The organism is Aerococcus sp. HMSC23C02 (assembly GCF_001806805.1).
Taxonomy (GTDB): Bacteria; Bacillota; Bacilli; order Lactobacillales; family Aerococcaceae; genus Aerococcus; species Aerococcus sanguinicola.
On sequence record NZ_KV786062.1, the window covers coordinates 20,588 to 44,367 of the forward strand.

Below are 23,780 nucleotides of genomic sequence, written 5' to 3' on the forward strand. Positions count from 1 at the left end.
TCGAGGATGCAGAAAGGGCTCCTCTTCGCAAAATCCCGTCGAAGGCCTTCAGCCTTCTCTGAGATTTTACTCCAGAGGTCCCTTTCTCCCGCATCCTCTCTCACCCTTTTTTAAACTGACATGACGACGGACATGATGAGCGGGTTGCGTTTGGTCCGTTTGTATAGGAAGGGTTGGAGTGAGTTTTGGATGCTGTCACGTAGGATTTTTTCGTTGACTTTGTTGCCTGAATTTAAGTGACCGATGACGGCTGTCTGGATGACACGTTGGGCGTCACTGATCAGGTCTTCGGATTCACGCATGTAGATGAAGCCGCGAGAGACGATGGCTGGGCCAGCTAGTAATTGGTTGGTCTCGAAGTCGATGCTGACAACCACTAGAACTAGACCATCTTCTGACAACTTATGGCGGTCTCTGAGGACAATATTGCCGATATCGCCGATGCCCTTGCCGTCGACATAGACATCATTGGCAGGGATATGGCCCGCCCGGCGCGCTGAATTTTCAGTCAGGGCGAGGACATCACCGTTGTCCATGATGAAGGTATTCTCCCGTGGGATACCCAGGCTGACTGCTGTATCAGCTTGGATGGAGAGCATGCGGTATTCCCCGTGGACCGGCATGAAGTACTTAGGCTTCAAGAGGCTCAGCATGAGCTTTTGTTCTTCTTGTGAGCCGTGGCCGGAGGTGTGGACATTGTTAATCTTACCGTGGACCACTTCTGCTCCTGCTTCCAGCAATTTGTTAATTACGCGGTTAACACTAGTTGTGTTCCCTGGAATAGGGGAGGAGGAGAAGATAACGGTATCCCCATCTTGGATGGAGATTTGCCGGTGGGTGCCGTTCGCAATCCGGCTCAAGGCTGCCATGGGTTCACCCTGGGATCCGGTACACATGATCATGACTTCATTACTTGGATATTTGTTAATGTCCTTCCCGTCGATTAAGACACCTTTTGGTAGGTCGAAGTAGCCAATCTCTTGAGCATTGCGCACGGCATTTTCCATGGACCGGCCGAAGACGGCTACTTTACGGTTGTTGGCAATGGCAATGTCGATGGCTTCCGAAAGCCGGGAGATATTTGAAGCAAAGCTGGCAAAAATAATCCGGCCTTCGATTTTATCGATAATATCTTTCAAGGCGCCGCTTACGACCCGTTCTGACTTGGTGAAGCCACTAATTTCGGAGTTGGTGGAATCACCGAGTAAGCAAAGGACCCCTTCGTCACCTAGGCGGGCTAGCTTGTGCAGGTCAGCCTTCTTGCCGGTCGGGGTAAAGTCAAACTTGTAGTCCCCTGTGAAGACAATATTACCGGAAGGTGTCTTGACACAGATAGCCATGGCATCCGGAATAGAGTGGGTCACTCGGGCAAAGCTGACTTGGGTCTTGCGGAACTTGATGACGCTATCTTCATCCACTTCATGGAGCTCAGCGTCACGGAGCAAGTGGTGCTCTTCCAATTTACCCCGGATCAGAGCCAGTGAAAGGGCCCCGGCATAGATTGGCACATTGACTTGCTTGAGCAAGAAGGGTACCCCACCAATATGGTCTTCGTGGCCATGGGTGATGAAGACGCCCTTGATCTTGTCTTTATTTTCAATCAGATAGGAATAATCTGAAATTACATAGTCAATTCCGAGCAGGTCATCTTCTGGGAACATAACGCCCGCATCGAGGACGATGATTTCATCTTGGAATTGGATACAGTACATATTTTTACCGATTTCGCCTAAACCCCCAATGGCGAAAACAGCAGTTTCATGGTTTTTGATTTTTAATTTCATTAATCAGCAAACTCCGTCAATTCGAAACGGTCACTCTTTTGCTCATAGGCTAAGTGAGCGTCATCTAATAATTGAATGTGCTCAACATGGTAAGGGGTTTTTTCAGCGAGGATACGGCGGACTTCAGTGACCGATTCAGCATCGATGTAAAGTGACTGCGTATGTTCGCGCGTTGGCACTTCAGTTTTTGTTTCTTGGTAAAAAACTTTATAAATCATAGTCTTCCTTCTTTCAATTGATATTTATGTATCTTTATTTATAATTTGGAGAATCTCTTCTCTACCACTTTAATATTTTAACATATTCTAAGCCAAGAATGCTAAAGAATGGCCCTTTTTTGGAAAAAAGCCCTTAAGTATAAGCTAAGATGGCGATGAAGAAGCAGGCGCTGCCGACCATAACGAAGAGATGCCAGGCCACATGGTAGTAGGCGACTTGGTCATCTTTAACGTAGAAGTAGGTGCCCAGGGTGTAGGCAATACCGCCAATGAGGGTCCAGATGAGGCCAGGGAGGGGGAAGTTGTCGAGGAGGGGCTTGAGGGTAAAGATAACCAACCAGCCCATGGCGATATAGGTCCAGGTTTCCCAGCGCTTAAAGCGCTCGCTAGCCTTTAGTGAGAGGCAGATACCGAGGGCCGCAATCAGCCATTCCAGGCTAAAGATGGGCCAGCCGATTCCAGGCGGGAGGACCAAGAGGCAGTAGGGGGCATAGGAGCCTGCAATTAATAAATAGATGGAGCAATGGTCGAAGACACGAAAAAGCGGGGCGACGCGGGTAAATTTTAGACTATGGTAGAGAGTTGAGTTAAAATAAAGCATACACATAGCCAGTGTAAAGTTAAGATAGGCCAAGAGGTGGAGGGGACTCTCTAAACGCACAGCCTTGATCGCTAGGCTGACGCAAGCGATAATGGCCAAAATGAGTCCAATGCCGTGACTAACGGCGCAGAAGACCTCGTTCGTGACCTGGTAAGACTTGGATTGTAAAATTTCAGGATCCTTAAAGACATTTTGTTGACTGGGCACGTTAACACATCCTATCATTGATTTGTTCATATTATATCATATCTATATAAACATTCTAATGGAGACCAAGGAGGATACTATGAAGAAAACATCAGCTGTTGACCTCTCTTTAATTGAGGAATTAACTCAGCAGACCCAAGATGAAATCAAAAAAATGAAACCCATCCATATCTTAGTCGTTGGTAAGACGGGCGTGGGGAAATCAACCCTCATTAACCGGGTCTTTCGCGAACGCTTGGTAGAAACAGGGATTGGGGAGCCAATTACTAAGCACCTGCGCCAGATTACCAAGGATAACCTGCCCCTCGTCCTCTATGATACAAGAGGTTTGGAATTGGACGCAGCCATCCAAGACCAAGTGGCACGGGAGATCAATGAATGCCTGGACCAATTGGAGGCTGAGGGCGAGACCATGCACTGCGCCTATTACTGCATTAACGCCTCCTCGTCGCGAATTGAGCCCATGGAGAAGGACTTTATCCAGGGCCTAGCTGAGAAGATGCCGGTTATTCTGGTTTTAACCCAGGCGATCGGTCAACCTGCCCAAGACTTCAAAAAATACTTGGAAAATCTGAACTTAAAGGTTCAAGCGGTGGTCCCGATCATGGCCAAGGATTATCCGGTGAGCCCAGACTACACGGTGGAAGCTTACGGCTTAGACCACTTGATTGAGCAAACCCTGGCTGTCATTCCCCATGATGTTCAGGATGCTTTTAACAATGCCCAACAGGGAGATCTCGACCGCAAAGCACGTCTGGCGCGACGTTGGGCGCGCCGCTATATTATTTCAACTTTTGGTGTGGGCTTTACCCCCATTCCTTTCGCAGACGCGGCTTTAATCGTCCCCCTACAAATTTCCATGCTAGCCCATATTACCGCTATTTTTGGTGTTTCCTTGGAACACCAGACCTTAGTGGGCCTGATTGGGGCAGTGGGGGGCACTACAGGAGCGACCTTCCTGGGCCGGACCTTGGTGGGCAATATCTTTAAGCTCATTCCAGGCTTGGGCAGCCTAGCTGGTGGGGCAATCTCTGGAGCAACTGCCTCTATTGTGACCACTGCCCTAGCTATGTCCTATATTTCTGTTCTTCGCGTTATCGCTGAGCACGATGTCCGCAATGAGAAGCTATCGGCCAAGAGTATCCGCAAGCTGATGCAGTCCGAATTTAGGGCACGCCTTAGACGGGGCAAGAAAGATCCCGACTACCAAGCAATCCGCAACGAACAGGAAAAAGAGAAAAAAGAGCGCAAGGACTAGCCTTTTCCTTAGCGCCTAGGTCTAGGCAGGCTTTAAATTTTTTGGTATGATGACAGTATTGTGAAATGAGATGAAGATTTCGTTGGAAAGTGGGAATTTGGATGGCAGCCTATAGCAAGGAATTTGTTTTGACTGAACTTTTTTGTGATGCCTATGGAGACCTGACGATGAAGGGGATGGTGGACCTAGTTTTCCAATTAGTGGCTAACCAGGAATATGATTGGCCTTCTGACCTGACTCCAGCAGGCTACAATTGGATTGTTTTGAACCATCACTTTACTTGTCAAGCCCTACCACGTTTGGGCGATAAGGTCCGGTTAGAGACGGAGATTATTGAAGTCAACCGCTTCTTTGTCTACCGCTACTACCGCTTCTATGATTCAGGCGGTCAGGTTGTGGTCACGGGACAATCTCAGTTTAGCTTGATGGACTTATCTAAGCGTAAGATTGTCCGGATTCCTGACCAGCTCCAAGCTGAAAATACTGGTGAAAAGGCTGAACGTCCCTATCGTTTTAAAAAGACATTAAAGCAAGTTGATACTTTGTCAGAAGCAAGGGTTCACTATAGCGAAATTGATGCCAACCAGCACGTGAATAATTCGGTCTACCTCAGCTGGGTCCTTAACCAACTTCCAAGTGCTTTCGTAGCTGATCGCCGCGTCCAGACCTTCGATATCTCTTATGACCATGAACTAGGACTGGGTCAAGACTATCAGCTGGCAAGTCGAATTGAAGAAGAGGGGACACCAGCCCAAAGCTGGCACCAGGTTCTCATGGGAGAAAATTCCTGTGCCCGGATCCATGTGGGCTGGCTTTTACGAGATGGAAACTAAAGGAGAATTGTTTTGATTGAAGCAGAAACCTATCATATTATTGACCGCGTCCAATGGCGAGACTACCGGGAACGAGTTCACCCCTCGATTGAAATTCATTTAACGGAGAAACAATTGAGAAAGATTATCTCCCTCAATGATGAATTGTCGGTAACAGATGCCCTGGAAGTCTATGAGCCCCTGACCCAATTAATTGCTATTTACCGTGACAATTATAGCCGTTTGCAGCGGCGGCGCAACCACTTCCTAGGAATTGAAGCCGAGGTTCCACCCTTTATGATTGCGATTTCAGGCTCGGTAGCGGTCGGCAAGTCAACCACCGCCCGTCTCTTGCGGCTCTTTTTATCCCAGGCCTTCCCTGATTTAAATGTGGACTTAGTCACGACTGATGGTTTTCTTTATCCTAATGAGGAATTGGTTAAACGGGGGATTCTAAATCGCAAGGGCTTCCCTGAAAGCTATGATATGCCCAAACTTCTGCAATTTCTGACGGATGTGAAGAATAACAAACGGAATATTGCCTTTCCTGTTTATTCCCATGAGAATTATGATATTGTCGAGGGGGCTAAGCAGGTCTTGAAGAATCCCAATATCTTGATTGTTGAAGGCATTAATGTGCTCCAGTTGGATGACAAGGAGCAAGTGTTTGTGGGCGATTTTGCAGACCTATCAATCTATGTGGATGCCGATACGGCCTGTATTGAACGCTGGTATTATGAGCGCTTCAAGATGCTCATGCATAAGGCAGCAGAGAACCCTGATAACCACCATTACCGGTATAGTCAGATGGAGGAAGACCAGGCCATGGCAGAAGCCAAGCGAATCTGGCAAGAGATTAACCTGGTCAATTTAAATGAATACATCCTACCCACTCGCAACCGGGCTGATATGGTAATCCATAAGCGGGACAACCATTATATCGACCAACTCTGGATGAAAAAGTATTAGAAAAAGCGTGAAATCACGAGCTCATGATTTCACGCTTTTTTGTTAGTTATAAAGTTGGTCGACGCGTTCTTGGGTATCTGGATTATTGAGATAATCTTCGTAACCCGTGTCGATACGGTCTACCATACCATTGCCGCTGACATGGATGACACGGTTGGCAATAGTAGAAAGAAATTCCCGGTCGTGGGAGCTGAAGAGCAGGACGCCCTTGAAGCGGATGAGCCCTTCGTTGAGGCTGGTGATGGATTCCAAGTCTAAGTGGTTGGTTGGGTCATCCATGACCAGAACATTAGCCTTAGAAAGCATCAGCTTAGAGAGTAGGCAGCGAACCTTTTCCCCGCCAGATAAGACATTGACTTGCTTATTGACATCGTCGCCTGAGAAGAGCATCCGGCCGAGGAAGCTGCGCAAGAAGGTATTATCCTGCTCCTCAGGGGTCTTAGCATACTGCCAGAGCCACTCTAAGATAGTGTCTTGGCGGCCATCGAACTCGCTAGAACTGTCCCGTGGGAGGTAGGCTTGAGAGGTAGTAACACCCCATTTATAGCTACCAGAATCAGGCTCCATCTCGCCCATGATAATCTTGAAGAGGGCGGTAACGGAAGCGTCGTTGCGGCTCACGAAGGCGACCTTATCATCATTTTTGAGGTTGAAGGTGATGTTATCGAGAACTTTGACCCCGTCGATCGTTTTAGACAGCCCTTCAACAGTGAGGACGTCGTTACCGATTTCGCGCTCAGGTTCAAAGCCGACAAAAGGATACTTACGGCTGGAAGGACGGATATCGTCGAGTTCAATCTTATCCAGCATCTTCTTCCGTGAAGTCGCCTGTTTAGACTTGGAGGCGTTGGCAGAGAAGCGGGCGATAAATTCCTTGAGTTCTTTGACTTTTTCTTCTTTTTTAGCATTGGCATCGGCCTGCAATTTAGCGGCTAATTCAGAAGATTGCTTCCAGAAGTCATAGTTACCAACATAGAGCTGGATCCGCCCAAAGTCCACATCGCAAATATGGGTACAGACCCGGTTGAGGAAGTAGCGGTCGTGGGAAACAACGATCACGGTATTCTCATAGTCGATCAGGTAGTCGGCCAGCCATTCAATAGATGCGGCATCCAAACCATTAGTCGGCTCGTCCAAAAGCAAGACATCGGGGTTGCCGAAGAGGGCTTGGGCCAGTAAGACCTTGACCTTATCTTTTTCGTCCAATTCGCTCATTAATTGGTTGTGGACGGCTTCTTCAATGCCGAGGCCAGTGAGTAATTGGGCCGCTTCAGACTCGGCTTCCCAGCCATTCATTTCAGCAAATTGGGCTTCCAATTCGCCGGCACGGATGCCGTCTGCTTCGGTGAAATCAGCCTTGGCATAGATGGCATCTTTTTCATTTTTGACCTCGTAGAGTTCTTTGTTCCCCATGATCACCGTATCGATCACGGTATAGTTTTCGAAGCCAAAGTGGTTCTGGCTGAGGACCGATAGGCGTTCATTCGGGTCTAAGTTGACTTGGCCAGTTGAGGGTTGGATTTCACCGGATAGGATTTTAAGAAAAGTTGATTTACCTGCTCCGTTGGCCCCAATAATGCCGTAGCAGTTACCGGGGGTAAATTTTAAATTCACATTGTCGTAAAGTTTGCGATCTGAGAAATGCAAACTGACATTGCTGACAGTTAACATGGATGCTTTACCTCGCTTTTTAATTTATTGTTTCTCTCGAATATTACATGAAAGAGAGCAGGAAATCAATACTTACTGCTTATTTCCCTATTTTCTAAAGGAGAAGGGTAAGCGCTGGAACCATCTTTTCTTGGCTTGGCTAGGGCCTTGGCTGGATTTCTTGGCCAGGGCCTTTTTCATGAACTCTTCTTGGGCAGAGACTTCTGCCTTATCGTTTTGGACATAGGCATAGGAAGAGTCGGGGAGCTTGTAGCGGGCCTTAGTATTATCAGCAAAATAGACCTTGAGGATGTTCATGATTTCATTGTGGATAGAAGGATCCAAGATCGGAAATTCAATCTCCACCCGGCGAATCATATTGCGGGTCATCATGTCTGCTGAAGACAAGAAGAGTTTCTCCTGGCCGTTATTATGGAAGTAGTAGATCCGGCTGTGCTCGAGGAAGCGGCCAACGACAGAGATGACCCGGATATTGTCGGAAAGGCCGGGAATGCCTGGGATCAGGCAGCAGATGCCGCGAATGATGAGGTCAACCTGGACACCGGCCTGGCTGGCTTCATAGAGCTTACGGATAATATCCAAGCTAGTGAGTGAATTCATCTTAGCGATGATCTTACCATTCCCATATTTCTTATGCATTTCGATTTCGTCATTGATATCTTCGATATAAGAATCGCGAATATCGAAAGGCGAAACATGGAGGTGGTGGTAGTCGGGTTGTTCCGCATAGCCGCTCAGATAGTTGAAGAAGTTGGTGGCATCTTCACCGATTTCAGGATTGGTGGTGAGCACGCCCATATCGGTATAGCCCCGGGCCGTTTTATCATTATAGTTACCTGTTCCAAGGTGGACAAAGCGCTTAAGTTGCTTGCCTTGGCGCTTAACGACGAGGGAAATCTTGCTGTGGGTCTTGAGGTGGGACTTCCCATAGATGACATGGCAGCCAGCTTCTTCGAGGACCTTGGCCCATTGTACGTTATTTTCTTCATCGAAGCGGGCCTTAAGTTCGACTAGGACGGTGACCTGTTTGCCATTCTCTGCAGCTCGTTTGAGGGCCTTGACAATGGGCGAGTCGCTGGATACCCGGTAGAGGGTCATCTTAATAGCGATGGTCGCCGGATCATCAGCTGCCTGGGAGATAAATTCGACAATTGGGTCGAAGGAATCATAGGGGTGGTGGAGGAAGAGGTCTTTTTTCTCAATATATTCGAAGAGCCCTTCATGTTCCAGTTCAGGTGGGTAGACGGGGCTGAAGTCTTTGAAGGTCATTTCTGGGAAAGCATCCTCTAAGAGGTCGACCGCTTCGTTGAGACCAGTTAAGTCGAGGGGACCGTTCAAGAAGTAAGCATCGCGGTCCTGGAGTTGGAGCTCATCCATGAGGAAGGCCACATTTTGATGGAAGCTCTCAGGATCCACTTGGCGTTGGTCGAATTCAATCCGTACAGCGATCCCATTGCGACGCTTCTTAAGATAGTCTTCGATGACGACTAAGAGGTCCTGGGCCCCTTCTTCATGTAATTCCAGGTCCGCATTCCGGGTCACTCTGAAGTAGAAGCTGCTTAGCACCTGGTAGCCAGGGAAGAGTTCCCCGATAAAATATTGGACGATATCGTGGAGGTCAACTAGGTAGTGCTGGCCCTGCTTTTCAAAATGGTAGTAGCGGTCCAAGAGCTGGGGAATCGGTACAATGGCAATCTCTTCGCCTTGGTCACTCTGCAGGTTGACGAACAAGTTGCTGACCTTGTTATTTAAATTGGGAAATGGCCGATAAGCATCGATGCCTAGAGGGGTTAAGCCAGGGAAAATTTGTTCGTTAAAGTATTGCTTAACTTGGTCAATTTCCTTATCGCCTAGACTATCAACCGGACTGAAGTGGATCTTGTTTTTAGCACAAATTTGGGTTAAGCGGTCCAAGAGTTTGTATTGGTAGTCCACATTTTCTCGGTTGGCCTTGGCAATGGCGTCAAGCTGTTGGTCGGGCGTCCAGTGCTTCTTCGAGTCCCGGGTATCGCCCTGCATGTGGGACTGGTCTTGTAAGCCAGCTACCCGCACCATCATAAATTCATCGAGATTGGAGCTGCCGATGGCTAAAAAGCCCAAACGTTCGAGCAGGGGATTTCTTTTGTCCGCTGCTTCTTGGAGGACCCGGTAGTTAAAGGATAGCCAGGAAACTTCCCGGTTGTCATAGTAGTCCGGATTCTTAATATCTTTCGCTTTGTCTTCAGTCATAGTTTACAACCCTTCCTAAGTTTAAAACTTATAGATTATGCGCAGTCGTCGGAATAAAATCGAGCTGGATATCTCGGTCAATAATCCGCTCAATATGTTTCTTCTGATCTTCCGCACGGTACACTTCTGATATTAACGTACCATTGTAAAAAATACGTAAAATTAATGTATCATTTTGAATAATCATATCAACTGAACTTATAATATTGAAGTGTGAGTCATTGAGAGACTCTGAAAACTTGATTAAACCGCCCATTGCTTGGATCCGATCCAATTCGTCTTCTGTGAAGAGGTCTTGGAATTCTTCGCTGTATTGTTTAAAGAGTGTCTTATTTTTATAGGAAGCAATGAGGCTAATAGCCACCCGCTCTTTGTGGTCGAAACCATTCATGTTGGAGTTGGATAGCAGGTAAAAGGTGTGTTGGGAGGCGGATCCTCTTTCGATAAAGCGGCCGCAGAAATAGAGGTAGGCGCCATAGATGAGCAGGCGTTTCTCTTGCTCATTCCAGTCCAAGAATTCCTGCTGGCTGAGGCAGGTATAGACTTGGCGGACGATATCCACGCGTTGGGCGTGGTCTGCCATGGAGAAGTGGTAGGTGTTGGTTAAGCCCTCAATGGTCTGTCTCTGGATGTGGAAGATATCGTAGGGGGCAGGGTAGTGGTCTTCAATATATTCATAGAGGATGCCCTCGCGTAAACCGTATTGGCTGAATTTAAAGCAGGGGGCTTGGACACAGGCCATCAATTCGCTAAAGACTAGGCAAGCTGGAGTAATAATATCCGCCCGGTCGGTTGATAGTCCGTCCAATTTACGTAGTTCTTTATCGGACAAGGAGAGAAAGAGGTCCAGGGTATCTTCGAGGTCTTCTTCAGACATCTGATAATTATGGATACCGGCCAAGGGGTAGTCGTGCTGGAGTTGGTGGACCCGGGTGACGTTACGGGCTGACCCACCCACAGCAATAATGGGTAGCTGGGCTTCTTTAATGAAGTCGAAGTCGGTAAATTGTTTGCGTACAAATTTGCGGGCTTTTTTGATGGCGGACTTATCGTCATGGTCCTTGTCAGCAAAGAATTTTTCCGTTAGGGAGACCGCACCGAAAGGGAAGGAGTGGGAAGCTTGAATTTCTTTGTTTTTGAAATAGGTAATTTCAGTTGACCCCCCGCCGATATCGATGGTCAGCGCATCGTGGTCGGACATGGTGTGGATGATCGCATTGTAACCGTAGTAAGCTTCCTTGTCACCGGAGACGATATCGATCGTGATGCCTGTGCGCTCTTTGACCGTATCCAAAATTTCCTGGTAATTTTTGGACTGGCGGATGGCTGCGGTGGCCTTGGGGAGGAGCTTGTCTGCCTTCAGGATCTGGCTTTCGTGGGCGAAGTTATCGAGGATTTGGCAGAGTAGGTCAATCCCGGCTTGGTCCATGATACTTTCTTCATCTAAGTGGTGGTATAGGCGGGCTGGGATCTTAATATTTTGAATTTCATGCAGGCCAAAATGGTCGTCAATATCCACCACAATCAGACGGATGGTATTGGAACCGATGTCGACGAGGCCAATTCTTTCTTTCATGATAGGGTCACTCCGTTTCTAGACTTTTTTCACTGTCTAGTCCTAGTATAACGGAGACTGTGGAAAGTCTGTAGTAAAAAGCGGGGAGGATTTACACATTTTTTACATATTCATGTAAAATTTACGCTGAATTTACATTGATTTAATAATGGATGGTTACAATACAGATAGCTTAAATAAATCTTTGGAGGAAAGAATAAAATGAAATTTAATCAATTATTGAAATCAACCGTGATTTTATCCGGGCTCAGCTTGCTTTTAGCAGCTTGCGGTAATTCTGGCGACGCTGGCAGTGCAGATTCTGGCCAAGCCAATTCTGCTGACAGTGAAGGTAAGACTGAACTTGTTTTCTGGCATGGCATGGGCGGAGAAACAGGGAAAGCTCTAGATGAGTTAGTGGCAGACTTTAACAATTCCCAAGATGAAGTCTTCGTCAATGCCCAGTACCAAGGGACTTATGATGAAACCTTGACCAAGTTAAGATCTTCTGCTTCTGGTGAAGCGGTAGGGGCAGACCTGGTTCAAGTTTTTGAGCAGGGGACTGCCTTTATGATTGATTCAGGACTAACGGTTCCTGTTCAAGAATATGTTGATAAGAACAACTTTGACTTAAGCCAATTAGAACCTAACCTCTTAGCTTACTATAGCTTGGATGACCAGCTCCACTCCATGCCTTTTAACTCATCCACACCGATCTTATACTACAACAAGGATGTCCTTGAAAAGGCTGGTATGTCCGAAGCACCTTCTAACATGGAAGAAATCTTTGAGAATGCAGATAAATTAACTGAACAAGAGAGCGTCACCATGCCTATCTCAGTTGGAGTCTATGGTTGGTATATTGAGCAATGGATCAATAAGATGGGCGAAGATATGTTCAACAACGGCAACGGTCGGGAATCCGCACCAACGGAAGTTGTTTTCGATGATAATGGCTCGATGGAACGTGTCCTCGAAATGTGGAATGAAGGCGAAGAGAAGGGCTATATGCCGAATGTAGGCCGCGAAGGTGGACAACCTGAATTTGTTTCAGGTCAATCGGCAATGACCGTTGGCTCAACTGCCAATCTCCGTCAAATCTTAACCGAAGTGAACGACCGCTTCGAAGTTGGAACGGCTTATTATCCCGGTCTAACAGCTGAAGATGACCAAGGGGTATCAATCGGTGGGGCTTCCCTCTGGATGATCGATTCCGGAGATGATGCCAAGAAAGATGCGACTTGGAAATTCATCGAATACCTTGTATCACCAAAAGTCCAAGCTAAGTGGAATGCGGCAACGGGTTATTTCCCAGTTAACTTAAACTCCCACGAAGAAGAAGAGTTCAAGAAGAACTTGGAGGAATTCCCACAATTTGAAACAGCTATTAACCAATTACACGATTCTGAACCATCCGACCAAGGGGCTATTTCAGGGGTCAACCAAGAAGCTCGTCAAATCTATGAAGCTGAATTAGAAAGCTTGCTCAATGGGTCTGATGCACCAGCTGATGCGGTGAAACGGATGGCTGACCAAACTAATTCTGCCCTTGAAAACTACAACAAGGTTAACAAATAAGTCGAAAGCTCGATGATGCCATAAATAGCTGGGTGCTATCTCTCAGCTATTTATTCTTTTAGAAGGAGAGATCGGATTGGAAGCAAATATTCCTATGGTTAAAAAAGAAAAGAGCACCTGGAAGAAGCTGCAAGGTTATACCTACCTGATTCCAGCCATTTTAATCTTAGTGCTCTTTATGTTCTGGCCCTTTATCCAAACCATCGTCCGGAGTAGTTTCTTAACAGACGGAATGGGACGGAGCACAGAATTTATTTTATTCGATAATTATATTGAATTGTTTCAAAGCCCTAGTTTTTGGAACTCAATCATTGTAACCCTTAAATTTGTACTGATTGTGGTGGCGACGGGAGTGGTTATCGGCTTCGCGACCGCCTTGCTCTGCCAGAAAACTTTCCCTGGTTTGAAGTTTTTCTCAACTTCCTATGCCATGCCCATGGCTATTGCCTCGGCAGGGATGGCTATGATCTTCCAGGTCATGTTGAATCCGTCAATTGGGATTATCAACCAGGCCTTTAACATGTCGGTTAACTGGCTGACCGATCCCACTTTGGCTTTAATTGCAGTTGGTATTTTGACCGGCTGGTTGAATAGCGGGATGAACTTCTTATACTTTAGTTCGGGCTTGGCTAGTATTGATGATAGCCTCTACGAATCGGCTTCGATTGATGGGGCTAACTCTTTCCAACAATTTACCAATATTACCCTCCCATCCCTGAAACCGACTATGTTCTTCGTTCTGGTCACCAATATTATTAATGCCTTCCAAGGTTTCGGACAAATCAATATCTTGACCAAGGGTGGCCCTGGTGAAGCGACCAACGTGATTGTCTATGATATCTACCGCAATGCCTTTATGAACTACCGCTACGGTTTTGCTTCAGCGGAATCGGTTATCTTATTCCTCATCGTTATGCTACTCACCTTTATCATGTTTAGAGTCAGAAAGGGGCTAGACCATTAATGGAATCCGTACTCAGTCAAGACAAAAGTCTAAAGAAAGAACAAGCTAATCCGCCGCGGGGTAAATCCAAGAATCGCTGGTGGCTCTTAATCTTAAATGTGATCATGTGGCTCTTCGTGATGTTCCCTTTGATTTATGCCTTCTTAATGGCTATCAAACCAGCTAGTGAACTCTATAATCCAGAAAGCATCCTCATTCCGCAAGAAATTACTTTGACTAACTTTGTCGATGTTTTCTCCATGGCGCCAATTGCCACTTATATCAAAAATTCCCTCATTGTTTCCCTAGCTATCACAGCTTCGCAGATCGTTACCTCACTATTGGCTGGCTTCGCCTTCCAATTTATTGAATTTAAGGGCAAGAAGATTATCTACGCACTCATCCTATCGACCATGATGATTCCAGGGGAGGCAGTGATTATTTCCCAATTCTTGATGGTCTCTTCTTGGGGCTGGAATGATACCTTAATTGTGCTCATCGTTCCTTATATGGTTTCAGCCTTCAATATTTTCTTGTGCTGCCAAGCCTTGGAGAACTTCCCTTATGAAATTTACGAGGCAGCTAAGATCGATGGCTGCTCTGATATCCGCTTCCTGTTCACCATTATGACGCCGCTATTGAAACCAACAATTGGCGCCATGGCCGTACAATCTTTCTTATCGGGTTGGAATATGTACATGTGGCCACTCCTCGTTACCAATAATGACCAGGCGCGGACGGTTCAAGTTGGGATTGGCATGCTCAACAGTGTTGATTCTCAGTCCATGGTGCTCATGGTTGCAGGAGTTGTAATTTGTATGCTACCAAGTTTGGCTATCTTTATCTTCGGCCAACGGAATATGGTAAAAGGTTTAACGCAAGGTGCAGTAAAGGGGTAGAAAATGGCTAAAGTAGTTTTAAATAAAGTCGGAAAAATTTACGAAGATGGTTATAAGGCGATCCATAATATTGACATGGATATTGCCGACAAGGAATTTATTGTATTAGTTGGCCCTTCCGGTTGCGGGAAGTCGACCACCCTGCGTATGATCGCAGGCTTGGAAGACATCTCGGAAGGTGAGCTCTATATTGGAGATGACCTGGTCAATAATGTGCCGGCCAAGGACCGGGATATCGCCATGGTTTTCCAATCTTATGCCCTCTATCCTCATATGAATGTGCGGGATAATATGGCCTTTGCCATGAAGATGAAGGGTGTCTCCAAGGAGGAGCGCTACAAACGCGTTGAAGAAGTCGCTGAAGTTCTGCAATTAACGCCATTTCTCGACCGTAAGCCGGCTGCACTCTCTGGTGGGCAAAGGCAGCGGGTTGCTCTGGGCCGGGCCATGGTGAGAAAGCCAAAAGTCTTCTTGCTCGATGAGCCCCTCTCTAACTTAGATGCCAAATTGCGGGTCAGCATGCGTTCAGAAATTGTTCGCCTCCACCGTGAGTTAGGGACTACTTTTATTTACGTAACCCACGACCAGACGGAGGCTATGACCATGGGGACGCGGATTGCTGTTCTCAATCAGGGGCGAATTGAACAATTTGATACGCCGGACAATCTTTACCGCAATCCAGTCAATCGTTTTGTGGCTGAATTTATCGGGAGTCCGCAGATGAACATGATCAATGCTCGTTTGGTCCAAACCGATCAAGGACCAGCTATGCAGAGTGCTAATGAAACTTTCATGTTAACAGACGACTTAAAAGAACGTCTCCTGGTTGAAGCAGATGGCCGGGATATTTTAATCGGGATCCGTCCTGAAAACCTCTATCATGCAGAGAGTCGCGAAGGATCGAATGTTATCCATGTTCACGCCAACAATGTGGAGCAAGTTGGTTCAGACACCTATGTTTACTTTGACTTCCACGAAGCCGACCAAGAATGTACAGCCCGCTTCAACCCACCCATCCATATTCCCTATGATACGGATATCTATGTGGGCTTGGACTTGAGCCAAATTGTCTTATTCGATAAGGAAACGGGCGAATCACTCTTAGCTCCCAAGCGTTTTTAAAAATAATCGAGGAGGAAAATATGCAAATATTAGCGCACAGAGGCTACAGTTCCAAATTCCCAGAAAATACCATGCTTGCTTTTAGAGAAGCCTATGCCGCTGGGGCGGATGGTATAGAACTTGACGTCCAGTTAAGCCGTGATGGTCAAGTCGTGGTTTGCCACGATGAGACCATCGACCGAACCTCTAATGGAAGTGGTCGGATCATGGATTACAGTTTGGCGGAGCTCAAAAGCTTTGACTTTTCTAATGGTTTTGCTTCCATTGGCCCTAGCGAAGACCTGCAGATTCCCACTTTGGAGGAGGTCCTCCAGTGGCTGCAAGGCAATGATATGCTCCTTAACATTGAGCTAAAGACCAACCAATACCCATATCCTGGCCTGGCGCAAAAAGTAGTCGACTTGGTCCAAAAGTACCAGTGTGGGGCTCGTGTGCTCATTTCTTCTTTCAACCATTACAGCATCCAGCAGGTGAGGGAGCTAGCACCAGACCTATCTTGCGCCTTCCTTGAAGTCAACAGCATTATTTCGCCCGGCCGCTACTGCCAGGAACATGGGGCTGACTACTACCACCCCCATTTCTTCGCTATTAATGAGGCCATGTTGGAGGATCTCTTGGCCAAGGACATCAAGGTGAATGTTTGGACGGTGGATGGCCTCGATTTAACGGAGAGCCTAATGGACAGAGGGATTAATGGGCTCATCACCAATGACCCCGTTAGTCTAAAGGCATATCTGAAAGATCGTAAGCTCGAGATTGCTATTTAGAATCAAATCGCATGATCTTGGTAAAATTTTATTTTAATCCAGTAAAATGGACCCCTAAGGCCTTGATTGCCTTAGGGGTCCATTTGTTCAGCTATTTAAATTTAATAGATATCAGGTGCTTGCCCTAATTCAGCAGCTAACATCCAGATACGTTTTTCAAGGGCGTTTTGGTGACCTTGCAAGAGGTCATTGGTCACGCCGTCGCCTTCTTCATCCGCTTCAATGACAGCTTCACGGTAGAATTTAACCAGGTAACGGTAATTATCGAGGAGCTCAGCGAAACGTTCCTGGGTGGATTGGTCCCAGTTGCCTTTTTCATTGGTCAATTTGCTGTGTTCGATATATTCTTCCATGGTCGCATAGGGTGAACCGCCGATCGTAATGAGACGTTCGGAAACTTGGTCTAATTGTTCATCGATTTCGTCCATCCACTCGTCGAGGAGAGGGTGGAGGAAAAGGAAATTAGCCCCACGCATGTACCAGTGTGTCTTATGTAGGATCAACTTCATTTGGGTTAAGTCTGCAACTAATTGGTTGAGATTCTTTTTTGATTTTTCAAATGTCATGTTAAATTCCTCCTTGACTCTATTATAAACCTATTAGAGAAAATAAGCTATTTTAAATCTTTGTTGTAGTGGGCTCTTTCCCCGCCTATAGACTTAGGCCGTCTCCGGCAGGTGTTGACCCAAGCTTCACCAATCCGGTGGTGTTGGAGACGGAGAGGCACGCAGACTGGCAGGATGTGCATGCCAATCAAGGTGTTGCCGATATCAATACCGGCGTCGGCTTGGATGGCTTCAATGGCTATGGGGTCTTCAAAGCCCTTGTAGGCAGCGGTCGCAAAAGATCCGCCGGCCTTGGGTTGGGGAACTACATTGACTTCAATAGCATGGGGGAGGGCTTCCCGTTCCACAATTAAGGCGCGGTTCAAGTGCTCACAGCACTGGGCAGCCAGGTAAATGCCATGGGACTTGAGGGTGTCGTGAATCGTCTGGAAGACTTCCTGGCCAATCTCAGGTGAGGACTGGCTACCAATCCGCTCCCCAATGATTTCGGATGATGAGCAGCCCACCACAACGATTTGACCGGTTTTCAATTTGGCTTCCTGGATCAATTCTTCAACCAGGTCACGACATTCTTTTGCTAGAGATTCCATTACGATAACTTCCTTTCCTTTACGATCGTCTCTGTAATGGCATTGACACCTTCGTAAATGTCATCAAAAGTTGTTAAAAAGTCTTTAGTTATAATCGGATCTAGAACATCGTCATCACTTCCCAAGAATTCATTGAATAAGTAAATACGGTCATGGTAGGAGCTAGGGATACGTTCTAGGGCATCTTCTTTAACGTCTTGGTCCATGCAGATGATATAGTCGAACTTCTTACCATCCTTTGCGGTCAGTTGGCGGCTTTTCATTTTCCCGGGATCGATATGGAATTGTTCCAGGATTTTAATGGTTTCTGGATGGGGGGGATTCCCCACCCGCCAATCTTCAATGGCTGCTGAGTCGACAGAAATTTTACGTCTTAATTTTTCTTCTTTGACCTTTTGGCGAAGGACAGCTTCAGCCATGGGAGACCGGCAAATATTGGCCCGGCAGACAAAGAGAACACGAATGCGGTTGAAATTAAACATGGGCTTCCTCCAACTGTAATCATTTATTACTATTAGTATAACACAGTTAGAAGCTGCAGCGCTTGAGACTAGCCTTCTTTTTCGCGGTCAAGAATTTCTTGGATGGCTCCCGCAAGACCAGCCGCATTGTTAGACCGTGCTTGGTACTTGGCGGTTTCTTTAACTGCGTCTACGGCATTTTCCATGGCAAAGCTGTGGCCGGCAATTTCTAGCATGGGGATATCGTTATAATTATCGCCAATGGCTAGGACATGGTCGAGGTCGTAGCCGTGCTCTTGACAGTAACGTTTGAGGGCTGCTCCTTTATTAGCGTGGGTCTGGCTGATTTCAATATTATACTTGAAGGAAGAGGTGACATAAATGTCATCGAATTTTTGCAATAATTCTTTCTTGAGAGGGACCAGGTGGCGGTCAGGATCTTGGTGGGTGAAGGTAATCTTCACGATCTTTTGTCCTTCTTTATTGATCAGGTCCCTGAGGTCGTCCCGGTAGTCGATATTGGTGACTTCAGTCGATTGGGTGGCTCTAGTTTCCGCTTCCTCCTGGCTCATACCAACATTCATCTGCTGGATCAATCGGGTGATGCCTTGGATACGTTGAGTTCTGGAACTAGAATAGACATTCTTTGAGGTCATAGCTTCCATGTAGTAGCCGAGTTCACGTCCCCGGTCAAGGATAGCCAGGGCTTCTTTATCCGCCAAGGGAATTTCATAATCAACCGTCCCGTCCCGGTCAAAGGCGATTGCCCCATTGAGACCGATAATCGGACAGCGAATACCTGCATCATTGAGCACAATCTTAGCTTCTTCAAAGTTACGTCCGGTACAGACAATGAAAGGGATTCCTAGGCTGTAAGTATGCATGATGGCATCAATATTTGCCTGGGGGATTTCCATATTACCATTGAGTAAGGTCCCGTCCATATCTGAAGCAATCAGTTGAATCATCACTAATTTCCTCCTATAATAAGTTTATCTTAAGTCTATGTCTATTCTACCATTTTAAGGCCGAAGAGACTAGAAATCTGCTAGTTAAAAGCAAAAGGAGGCTTTCCATGCATCAAATTATCGAGAACCAGTGGCAAGAGGTCTTGGACCCCGTTTTTGAAGGCCCCACTTACCAAAAGCTACGCGAATTTTTAAAGAAGGAATACCAAGAACAGGTGGTTTACCCCGATATGTTCCACATCTACGAGGCCTTCAAACGGACGGACTTTAGCCAGGTCAAGGTGGTTATCCTCGGTCAAGATCCCTACCATGGTCCTAAGCAAGCCCATGGCCTCTCCTTTTCTGTGCAGAAGGGGGTGGCGATTCCGCCATCCCTGCGCAATATCTACAAGGAATTAGCGGACGATGTGGGCTTTCAGCCTGTCCAGCACGGGAACTTGACGGAGTGGGCGGACCAGGGGGTGCTCTTATTGAACTCGGTTTTAACTGTCCGCCAGGGTCAGGCCAACTCACACAAGAACCATGGTTGGGAAGAGCTCACGGACTATGCGATTGCCCAACTCAACCAGCGCCAAGAGAAGATCGTCTTTATTCTCTGGGGAAATGCGTCAAAAGCTAAGCGTCCTTTGATCGATGAGACCAAGCACGCTGTCTTGACTTCGGTCCATCCCAGTCCCTTGTCGGCCCACCGCGGCTTCTTTGGCTCCAAACCTTTCTCTAAGTGTAATCAAATTCTCGTAGGGGACGGACAAGAGCCGATTAACTGGCAATTAACGCCCTAGTGCTTGACCTGGCACTGGCATTGGCCTGGCAGGCAGGAACATGTCACGGCTTGCGGCGCCTTCTTATCCAAGGCTTCTTGGATACGGTCGATCATGTCTTGGGAGAGGGGGTTGTCTTCAATACATTGGACGATGAGCTCTCCGGCCTGGCACTGGCAGAGGTTATCAAAAATCGTCTTCAGTTCCAGACGACTGGCTTCTTCCTGGCTAACCTGGGCCCGGTAGATATAGGACCGGCCTTGTTTCTCTTTGGCCAACCAGCCCTTGTCTACTAGGCGGCGGATCAGGGTCTTGATGGTGGAATCTTTCCAGGCCATGGCTTCGGCTAGGCAATCAATAATATAGCGGCTGCTGGCTTCTTTTTGGGCCCAGATCACCCGCATGATTTGCCATTCTGCTGGGCTGACGGATTTTTCTTGTCCGGATAACATTTGATCATCTCCATTTTGGCTACATTTGTAAACGATATATCTTTTTAAAAAGGACTGCTCGAGCAGTCCTTTTTGGTTCTACCGAACATTCCTTAACTTAATTGGGAGAGGAAGTAAGGAATATCTTTTTATCAACATCTTTTGCTAGTACACCTATAGTATAAGACCTAAATGTGAATATTCTATGAATTTCAGAGAATTTCTTTCTCCAACCAGGCTCCGATGTAGGCGAAGACCTTCTCTTCCTGGTTATAGAAGAAGAGCTCGTGGCCATGGCCTGGAAAACGCTTGGTGGAGACCTGGCAGAGGCCTTGTTTTTCGAGCTCGGCCTTGAGCCGCTCCTGTTCATTTTTTCTAAAATGCAGGGGGTCTGACCCACCGTTGAGGATGAGGATGGGCAGGTCTGGGCGGATTCCCTGGGCCCAGTTTCTTTGGCTGGCATGCTGGGCGAGGTCGAGAACAGCTTGGAAACCTGCATTGGTGAAGACGAAGCCAGTCAGGGGCTCTTCTTTGAGGCTTTGGCCCGCCCGCCAGGTGGCTTGGTAGGCGGGGGAGTCCTTGGCTTTAACCGGCTCTTGTCCGAAGATGAGTTGGTGGAGCTTGAGATTGGTCTCTCGCTTACTTCGCAGTGTGAGGACTTGGAGGGCCCGTCGCAGGCCACCGATGAAGGGGACATGGGCGTGGCTAGCGGATAGGATGCAGGCATCAATTTCCTGGCTGTAGGCCTTAAGGAAGAGCCGGGTGACATAGGCCCCCATGCTATTGCCCAGCAGGATATAGGGTAAGCTAGCCTTTTTGAAGGCTCGGACGACGGCTAGGGTATCGGCAACCAAGATGTTTTTGGCTCGGCTAGGCGCTCCGAGGTAGCCCAGGCTATGGTTTTTGCGGGCGAGAGCACCGTGGCCTAATTGGTCATGGGCGATAACCGTCAGCCCCCGCTGGTTGAAATAGTGGGCCAATTTTTCATAGCGGCCGCCATGTTCGGACATGCCATGGACCACATGGAGGATGGCCCGGGGCTGGTCAACTTCCCAGGCATGGACAGGGACATAGGGGCGGTCTTTTAAGGCTGAGGGGATATGGGTGTAGACTTGGTAGGTCACGGCGCGGCTCCTTTTCTAAATTAGTTAACTCTTCTTGCATGATAACTTAAGCTTGTCCTCATTTCCAGAGATTTTGATTAAAGTTCGATGATTTAATTTACAAGTCATCTTTAGGGTGCTAAAGTAGTATGAAGGAGAATTATTCTCAGACCATGGACCGTTAAAATTAAGAGATAAAGAGGGTTGCAAATGAATAAAATTGGTTTTGATACGGAAAAATACCTGGCCCACCAGTCCAAACATATCCTGGATTGCGTGTCTGGCAAGGATAAACTTTATATTGAATTTGGCGGTAAATTGATCGGCGACAAGCATGCCAAGCGGGTCCTTCCTGGTTTCGATGAAGACGCTAAGATGAAGCTCTTGGCGACACTCAAGGACCAGGCTGAGATCATTATTTGTATCTATGCCGGCGATATTGAAAATAACAAAATTCGCGGCGATTATGGGATTCCCTATAATGAAGATGTCTTGCGTTTGATTGCGGAGTACCAGCGCTATGGGATACCTGTTAACAGTGTCTTACTGACCCGCTATAATGGCCAACCCAATGCTAAGGCCTTTATGACCAACTTGGAAAACCGCGGCATTAAGGTCTATGCCCATGAAGCTATCAAAGGCTATCCGACTGATATTGAAGCGATTTTTGGCGACCAAGGTTTCGCCAAGAATGCTTATATTGAGACCAGTAAACCTGTTGTGGTGGTCACTGCTCCGGGGGCTGGAAGCGGCAAACTCGCCACTTGCTTGAACCAGCTCTACCATGAACATACCCGGGGAGTGAATGCTTCTTACGCCAAGTTTGAAACCTTCCCTGTCTGGAACCTGCCCTTGAAGCACCCGGTCAATATTGCCTATGAGGCCGCTACGGTGGATCTCAAGGATGTCAATATGATCGATAACTACCACTATGAAGCTTATGGGGAAGTGGCTGTTAACTACAACCGGGATATCAACATGTTCCCAGTCATCCGCCGCATTATTGAAAACATTACGGAAGCCCCATCCGTTTATAAATCGCCAACCGATATGGGAGTTAACTGTATTGCTGATGGGATTATTGATGACGAGCTCTGCAAGAAGGCAGCTGAGCAAGAGATTATTCGCCGCTACTTCGCTATTGAAAACGACTTTGTCAAAGGCACCTTGGACGAGGATTGCCGGCGCCGGATGCAAATTATTATGGAAGAAAGTGACCTCCATGCGACGGACCGGGCAGTTGTCCAACCAGCCCGCGACTATGAAGCTGAAGTCCAAGAACGCTTCGGCAAGAACGAGATCCAAGGGGTGGTTGCTTTGGCCCTGGAAGATGGACGGATCGTTACCGGCCGGACTAGCGAGATTATGGATGCTTCAGCGGCTGTAATTGTTAACAGTCTCAAGGCCCTGGCCGGCATCAATGATGAGATCGACTTGATTGCCCCTATGATCCTCAACACCATCCAAGATCTCAAGCGGGAGGCTCTCCACAGTCGGGTGCCTGTCCTGACGACCAATGAACTCTTGATTGCCTTGTCCATGAGTGCGGTAACCAATCCGACTGCTAAGGCAGCTTACGACCAATTAGAGGCTTTGGAGAACTGCCAGGCCCACGCGACTTTCATCCTCAGCCGGGAGAATGAAAAGACCATCAAACGTTTGGGGATTGATATTACCAATGATCCTGTCTATTCAGCAAATAATTTACTGGCTAACTAGGGTGCAAGTTGGCAAAAAGATAATAAAAATTAGTCAACGTCTAACTGTGCTGGTAGCATCCGTTTCGCTTTTGAATTTGGCCCTTAAAAAGCCATGGAATCGGTTCGAGCCTAGGTCTCTCACCTAGCGAGCTTCAAAGGGCTAGTAAGGCTTACGCCAACTATCCCTAATTCACATCTAGTCGGGTTCGCAAGAGCAGCTTTGGAGTGCTTTCGCAAGTCGGAAATGTGCAAGCCTTGCTTGCCCTTATCCCGACTTACTCCAAGCATCCAAAGCTGAACGCTCTTACTCGCACCCTGATGCTTGCTTGGTCACGGCTAAGGGCCAACTTCAACGCTTCACTACTGCTCCAAGGTAAAGGGCATAGAATTTTTTAATTTATCAGTCAGCAATACAAAAAGAGCTTAGAAATAGAAAATAAAAAATCTCGGTTCTCTCCTTTTCTGGAGGGAACCGAGATTTTTTGATTGTCCTGTTATCAGTTAATTGCAGTGATGAGCATCCGTTTCGCTTTTGAATTTGGTCGTTGAATGATTAGAGGATCAACACGGCTGAAGCCGTCTTGTAC

Annotated in this window: 22 protein-coding genes; 10 read left to right on the top strand and 12 right to left on the bottom strand. The window is 47.1% G+C overall.

Going from position 1 to position 23,780, the window contains the following annotated elements; translation table 11 throughout:
- Positions 1-110 precede the first annotated feature (110 nt).
- From HMPREF3090_RS09100 to HMPREF3090_RS09110, 3 genes are all read right to left on the bottom strand, one after another.
- A complete protein-coding gene (locus HMPREF3090_RS09100; protein WP_067971720.1) occupies positions 111-1,784 on the bottom strand; it encodes a ribonuclease J1 in 1,674 nt (557 codons plus the stop codon).
- Positions 1,784-2,002, bottom strand: a complete 219-nt coding sequence (locus tag HMPREF3090_RS09105) for a DNA-dependent RNA polymerase subunit epsilon (RefSeq protein ID WP_067971718.1) — start codon at positions 2,000-2,002, stop codon at positions 1,784-1,786. Before HMPREF3090_RS09105 ends, HMPREF3090_RS09100 begins: the two co-directional genes overlap by 1 nt.
- A gap of 133 nt (positions 2,003-2,135) precedes the next feature.
- Positions 2,136-2,810, bottom strand: a complete 675-nt coding sequence (locus tag HMPREF3090_RS09110) for a PAQR family membrane homeostasis protein TrhA (protein WP_101603465.1) — start codon at positions 2,808-2,810, stop codon at positions 2,136-2,138.
- 79 nt (positions 2,811-2,889) lie between these two features.
- Between HMPREF3090_RS09110 and HMPREF3090_RS09115 the strand changes: the two genes are divergently transcribed.
- The 3 genes from HMPREF3090_RS09115 to coaA all read left to right on the top strand — a co-directional run bounded on the left by HMPREF3090_RS09115 (position 2,890) and on the right by coaA (position 5,849).
- Positions 2,890-4,068: a GTPase gene (locus HMPREF3090_RS09115; RefSeq protein ID WP_067971712.1), complete on the top strand. Its 1,179-nt coding sequence runs from the start codon at positions 2,890-2,892 to the stop codon at positions 4,066-4,068.
- 101 nt (positions 4,069-4,169) lie between these two features.
- Complete coding sequence (locus tag HMPREF3090_RS09120; protein ID WP_067971710.1) at positions 4,170-4,901, top strand: acyl-[acyl-carrier-protein] thioesterase; 732 nt, start codon at positions 4,170-4,172, stop codon at positions 4,899-4,901.
- Between the two features lie 12 nt (positions 4,902-4,913).
- Positions 4,914-5,849: a type I pantothenate kinase gene (gene coaA, locus HMPREF3090_RS09125; protein ID WP_067971707.1), complete on the top strand. Its 936-nt coding sequence runs from the start codon at positions 4,914-4,916 to the stop codon at positions 5,847-5,849.
- Between the two features lie 42 nt (positions 5,850-5,891).
- On the opposite strand, the gene HMPREF3090_RS09130 is transcribed toward coaA, so the two are convergent.
- From HMPREF3090_RS09130 to HMPREF3090_RS09140, 3 genes are all read right to left on the bottom strand, one after another.
- The gene (locus HMPREF3090_RS09130) at positions 5,892-7,520 is read right to left on the bottom strand and encodes an ABC-F family ATP-binding cassette domain-containing protein (RefSeq protein ID WP_067971704.1); all 1,629 of its coding nucleotides are present in this window, start codon (positions 7,518-7,520) and stop codon (positions 5,892-5,894) included.
- Positions 7,521-7,607: 87 nt separating this feature from the next.
- Positions 7,608-9,749, bottom strand: a complete 2,142-nt coding sequence (locus HMPREF3090_RS09135) for an RNA degradosome polyphosphate kinase (RefSeq protein ID WP_067971700.1) — start codon at positions 9,747-9,749, stop codon at positions 7,608-7,610.
- Between the two features lie 28 nt (positions 9,750-9,777).
- Positions 9,778-11,325: a Ppx/GppA family phosphatase gene (locus HMPREF3090_RS09140; protein ID WP_067971698.1), complete on the bottom strand. Its 1,548-nt coding sequence runs from the start codon at positions 11,323-11,325 to the stop codon at positions 9,778-9,780.
- Between the two features lie 201 nt (positions 11,326-11,526).
- On the opposite strand from HMPREF3090_RS09140, the gene HMPREF3090_RS09145 reads away from it, so the two are divergent.
- The 5 genes from HMPREF3090_RS09145 to HMPREF3090_RS09165 all read left to right on the top strand — a co-directional run bounded on the left by HMPREF3090_RS09145 (position 11,527) and on the right by HMPREF3090_RS09165 (position 16,613).
- Positions 11,527-12,882, top strand: coding sequence for an ABC transporter substrate-binding protein (locus HMPREF3090_RS09145; RefSeq protein ID WP_067971695.1), 1,356 nt, complete (start codon positions 11,527-11,529; stop codon positions 12,880-12,882).
- 94 nt (positions 12,883-12,976) lie between these two features.
- Positions 12,977-13,846 (top strand): carbohydrate ABC transporter permease, encoded by an 870-nt coding sequence (locus HMPREF3090_RS09150; RefSeq protein ID WP_067976476.1) that lies wholly within the window; start codon positions 12,977-12,979, stop codon positions 13,844-13,846.
- Positions 13,846-14,724, top strand: a complete 879-nt coding sequence (locus tag HMPREF3090_RS09155; protein WP_067971693.1) for a carbohydrate ABC transporter permease — start codon at positions 13,846-13,848, stop codon at positions 14,722-14,724. The genes HMPREF3090_RS09150 and HMPREF3090_RS09155 overlap by 1 nt, the downstream gene beginning before the upstream one ends.
- Before the next feature lie 3 nt (positions 14,725-14,727).
- Positions 14,728-15,846 (top strand): ABC transporter ATP-binding protein, encoded by a 1,119-nt coding sequence (locus HMPREF3090_RS09160; RefSeq protein ID WP_067971691.1) that lies wholly within the window; start codon positions 14,728-14,730, stop codon positions 15,844-15,846.
- A 20-nt stretch (positions 15,847-15,866) separates the two neighbouring features.
- Positions 15,867-16,613 carry a glycerophosphodiester phosphodiesterase gene (locus tag HMPREF3090_RS09165; protein ID WP_067971689.1) on the top strand — a complete coding sequence of 249 codons (747 nt, stop codon included), beginning with the start codon at positions 15,867-15,869 and terminating at the stop codon, positions 16,611-16,613.
- Between the two features lie 101 nt (positions 16,614-16,714).
- Here the strand turns inward: HMPREF3090_RS09165 and HMPREF3090_RS09170 are convergent, their stop codons facing one another.
- The 4 genes from HMPREF3090_RS09170 to HMPREF3090_RS09185 all read right to left on the bottom strand — a co-directional run bounded on the left by HMPREF3090_RS09170 (position 16,715) and on the right by HMPREF3090_RS09185 (position 19,198).
- On the bottom strand, positions 16,715-17,179 hold the full coding sequence (locus HMPREF3090_RS09170; protein WP_070486527.1) for a Dps family protein: 465 nt from the start codon (positions 17,177-17,179) through the stop codon (positions 16,715-16,717).
- A 47-nt stretch (positions 17,180-17,226) separates the two neighbouring features.
- On the bottom strand, positions 17,227-17,769 hold the full coding sequence (locus HMPREF3090_RS09175) for a TIGR01440 family protein (protein ID WP_067971685.1): 543 nt from the start codon (positions 17,767-17,769) through the stop codon (positions 17,227-17,229).
- Positions 17,769-18,251 carry a low molecular weight protein-tyrosine-phosphatase gene (locus HMPREF3090_RS09180; RefSeq protein WP_067971682.1) on the bottom strand — a complete coding sequence of 161 codons (483 nt, stop codon included), beginning with the start codon at positions 18,249-18,251 and terminating at the stop codon, positions 17,769-17,771. The genes HMPREF3090_RS09175 and HMPREF3090_RS09180 overlap by 1 nt, the downstream gene beginning before the upstream one ends.
- 68 nt (positions 18,252-18,319) lie before the next feature.
- Positions 18,320-19,198 carry a Cof-type HAD-IIB family hydrolase gene (locus tag HMPREF3090_RS09185; protein ID WP_067971679.1) on the bottom strand — a complete coding sequence of 293 codons (879 nt, stop codon included), beginning with the start codon at positions 19,196-19,198 and terminating at the stop codon, positions 18,320-18,322.
- A gap of 107 nt (positions 19,199-19,305) precedes the next feature.
- Between HMPREF3090_RS09185 and HMPREF3090_RS09190 the strand changes: the two genes are divergently transcribed.
- Positions 19,306-19,980 (top strand): uracil-DNA glycosylase, encoded by a 675-nt coding sequence (locus tag HMPREF3090_RS09190; RefSeq protein ID WP_067971675.1) that lies wholly within the window; start codon positions 19,306-19,308, stop codon positions 19,978-19,980.
- On the opposite strand, the gene HMPREF3090_RS09195 is transcribed toward HMPREF3090_RS09190, so the two are convergent.
- Both HMPREF3090_RS09195 and HMPREF3090_RS09200 read right to left on the bottom strand, forming a co-directional pair.
- Positions 19,977-20,411 carry a CopY/TcrY family copper transport repressor gene (locus HMPREF3090_RS09195; protein WP_067971673.1) on the bottom strand — a complete coding sequence of 145 codons (435 nt, stop codon included), beginning with the start codon at positions 20,409-20,411 and terminating at the stop codon, positions 19,977-19,979. The two genes, HMPREF3090_RS09190 and HMPREF3090_RS09195, sit on opposite strands and share 4 nt — an antisense overlap.
- Positions 20,412-20,602: 191 nt before the next feature.
- On the bottom strand, positions 20,603-21,514 hold the full coding sequence (locus HMPREF3090_RS09200) for an alpha/beta hydrolase (RefSeq protein ID WP_067971670.1): 912 nt from the start codon (positions 21,512-21,514) through the stop codon (positions 20,603-20,605).
- 189 nt (positions 21,515-21,703) lie between these two features.
- Here HMPREF3090_RS09200 and HMPREF3090_RS09205 point away from each other — a divergent pair, with 189 nt between their 5' ends.
- Entirely contained in the window at positions 21,704-23,212 is a 1,509-nt protein-coding gene (locus HMPREF3090_RS09205) for a DUF1846 domain-containing protein (RefSeq protein ID WP_067971664.1), read from the top strand.
- The last annotated feature ends 568 nt before the right edge of the window (positions 23,213-23,780 follow it).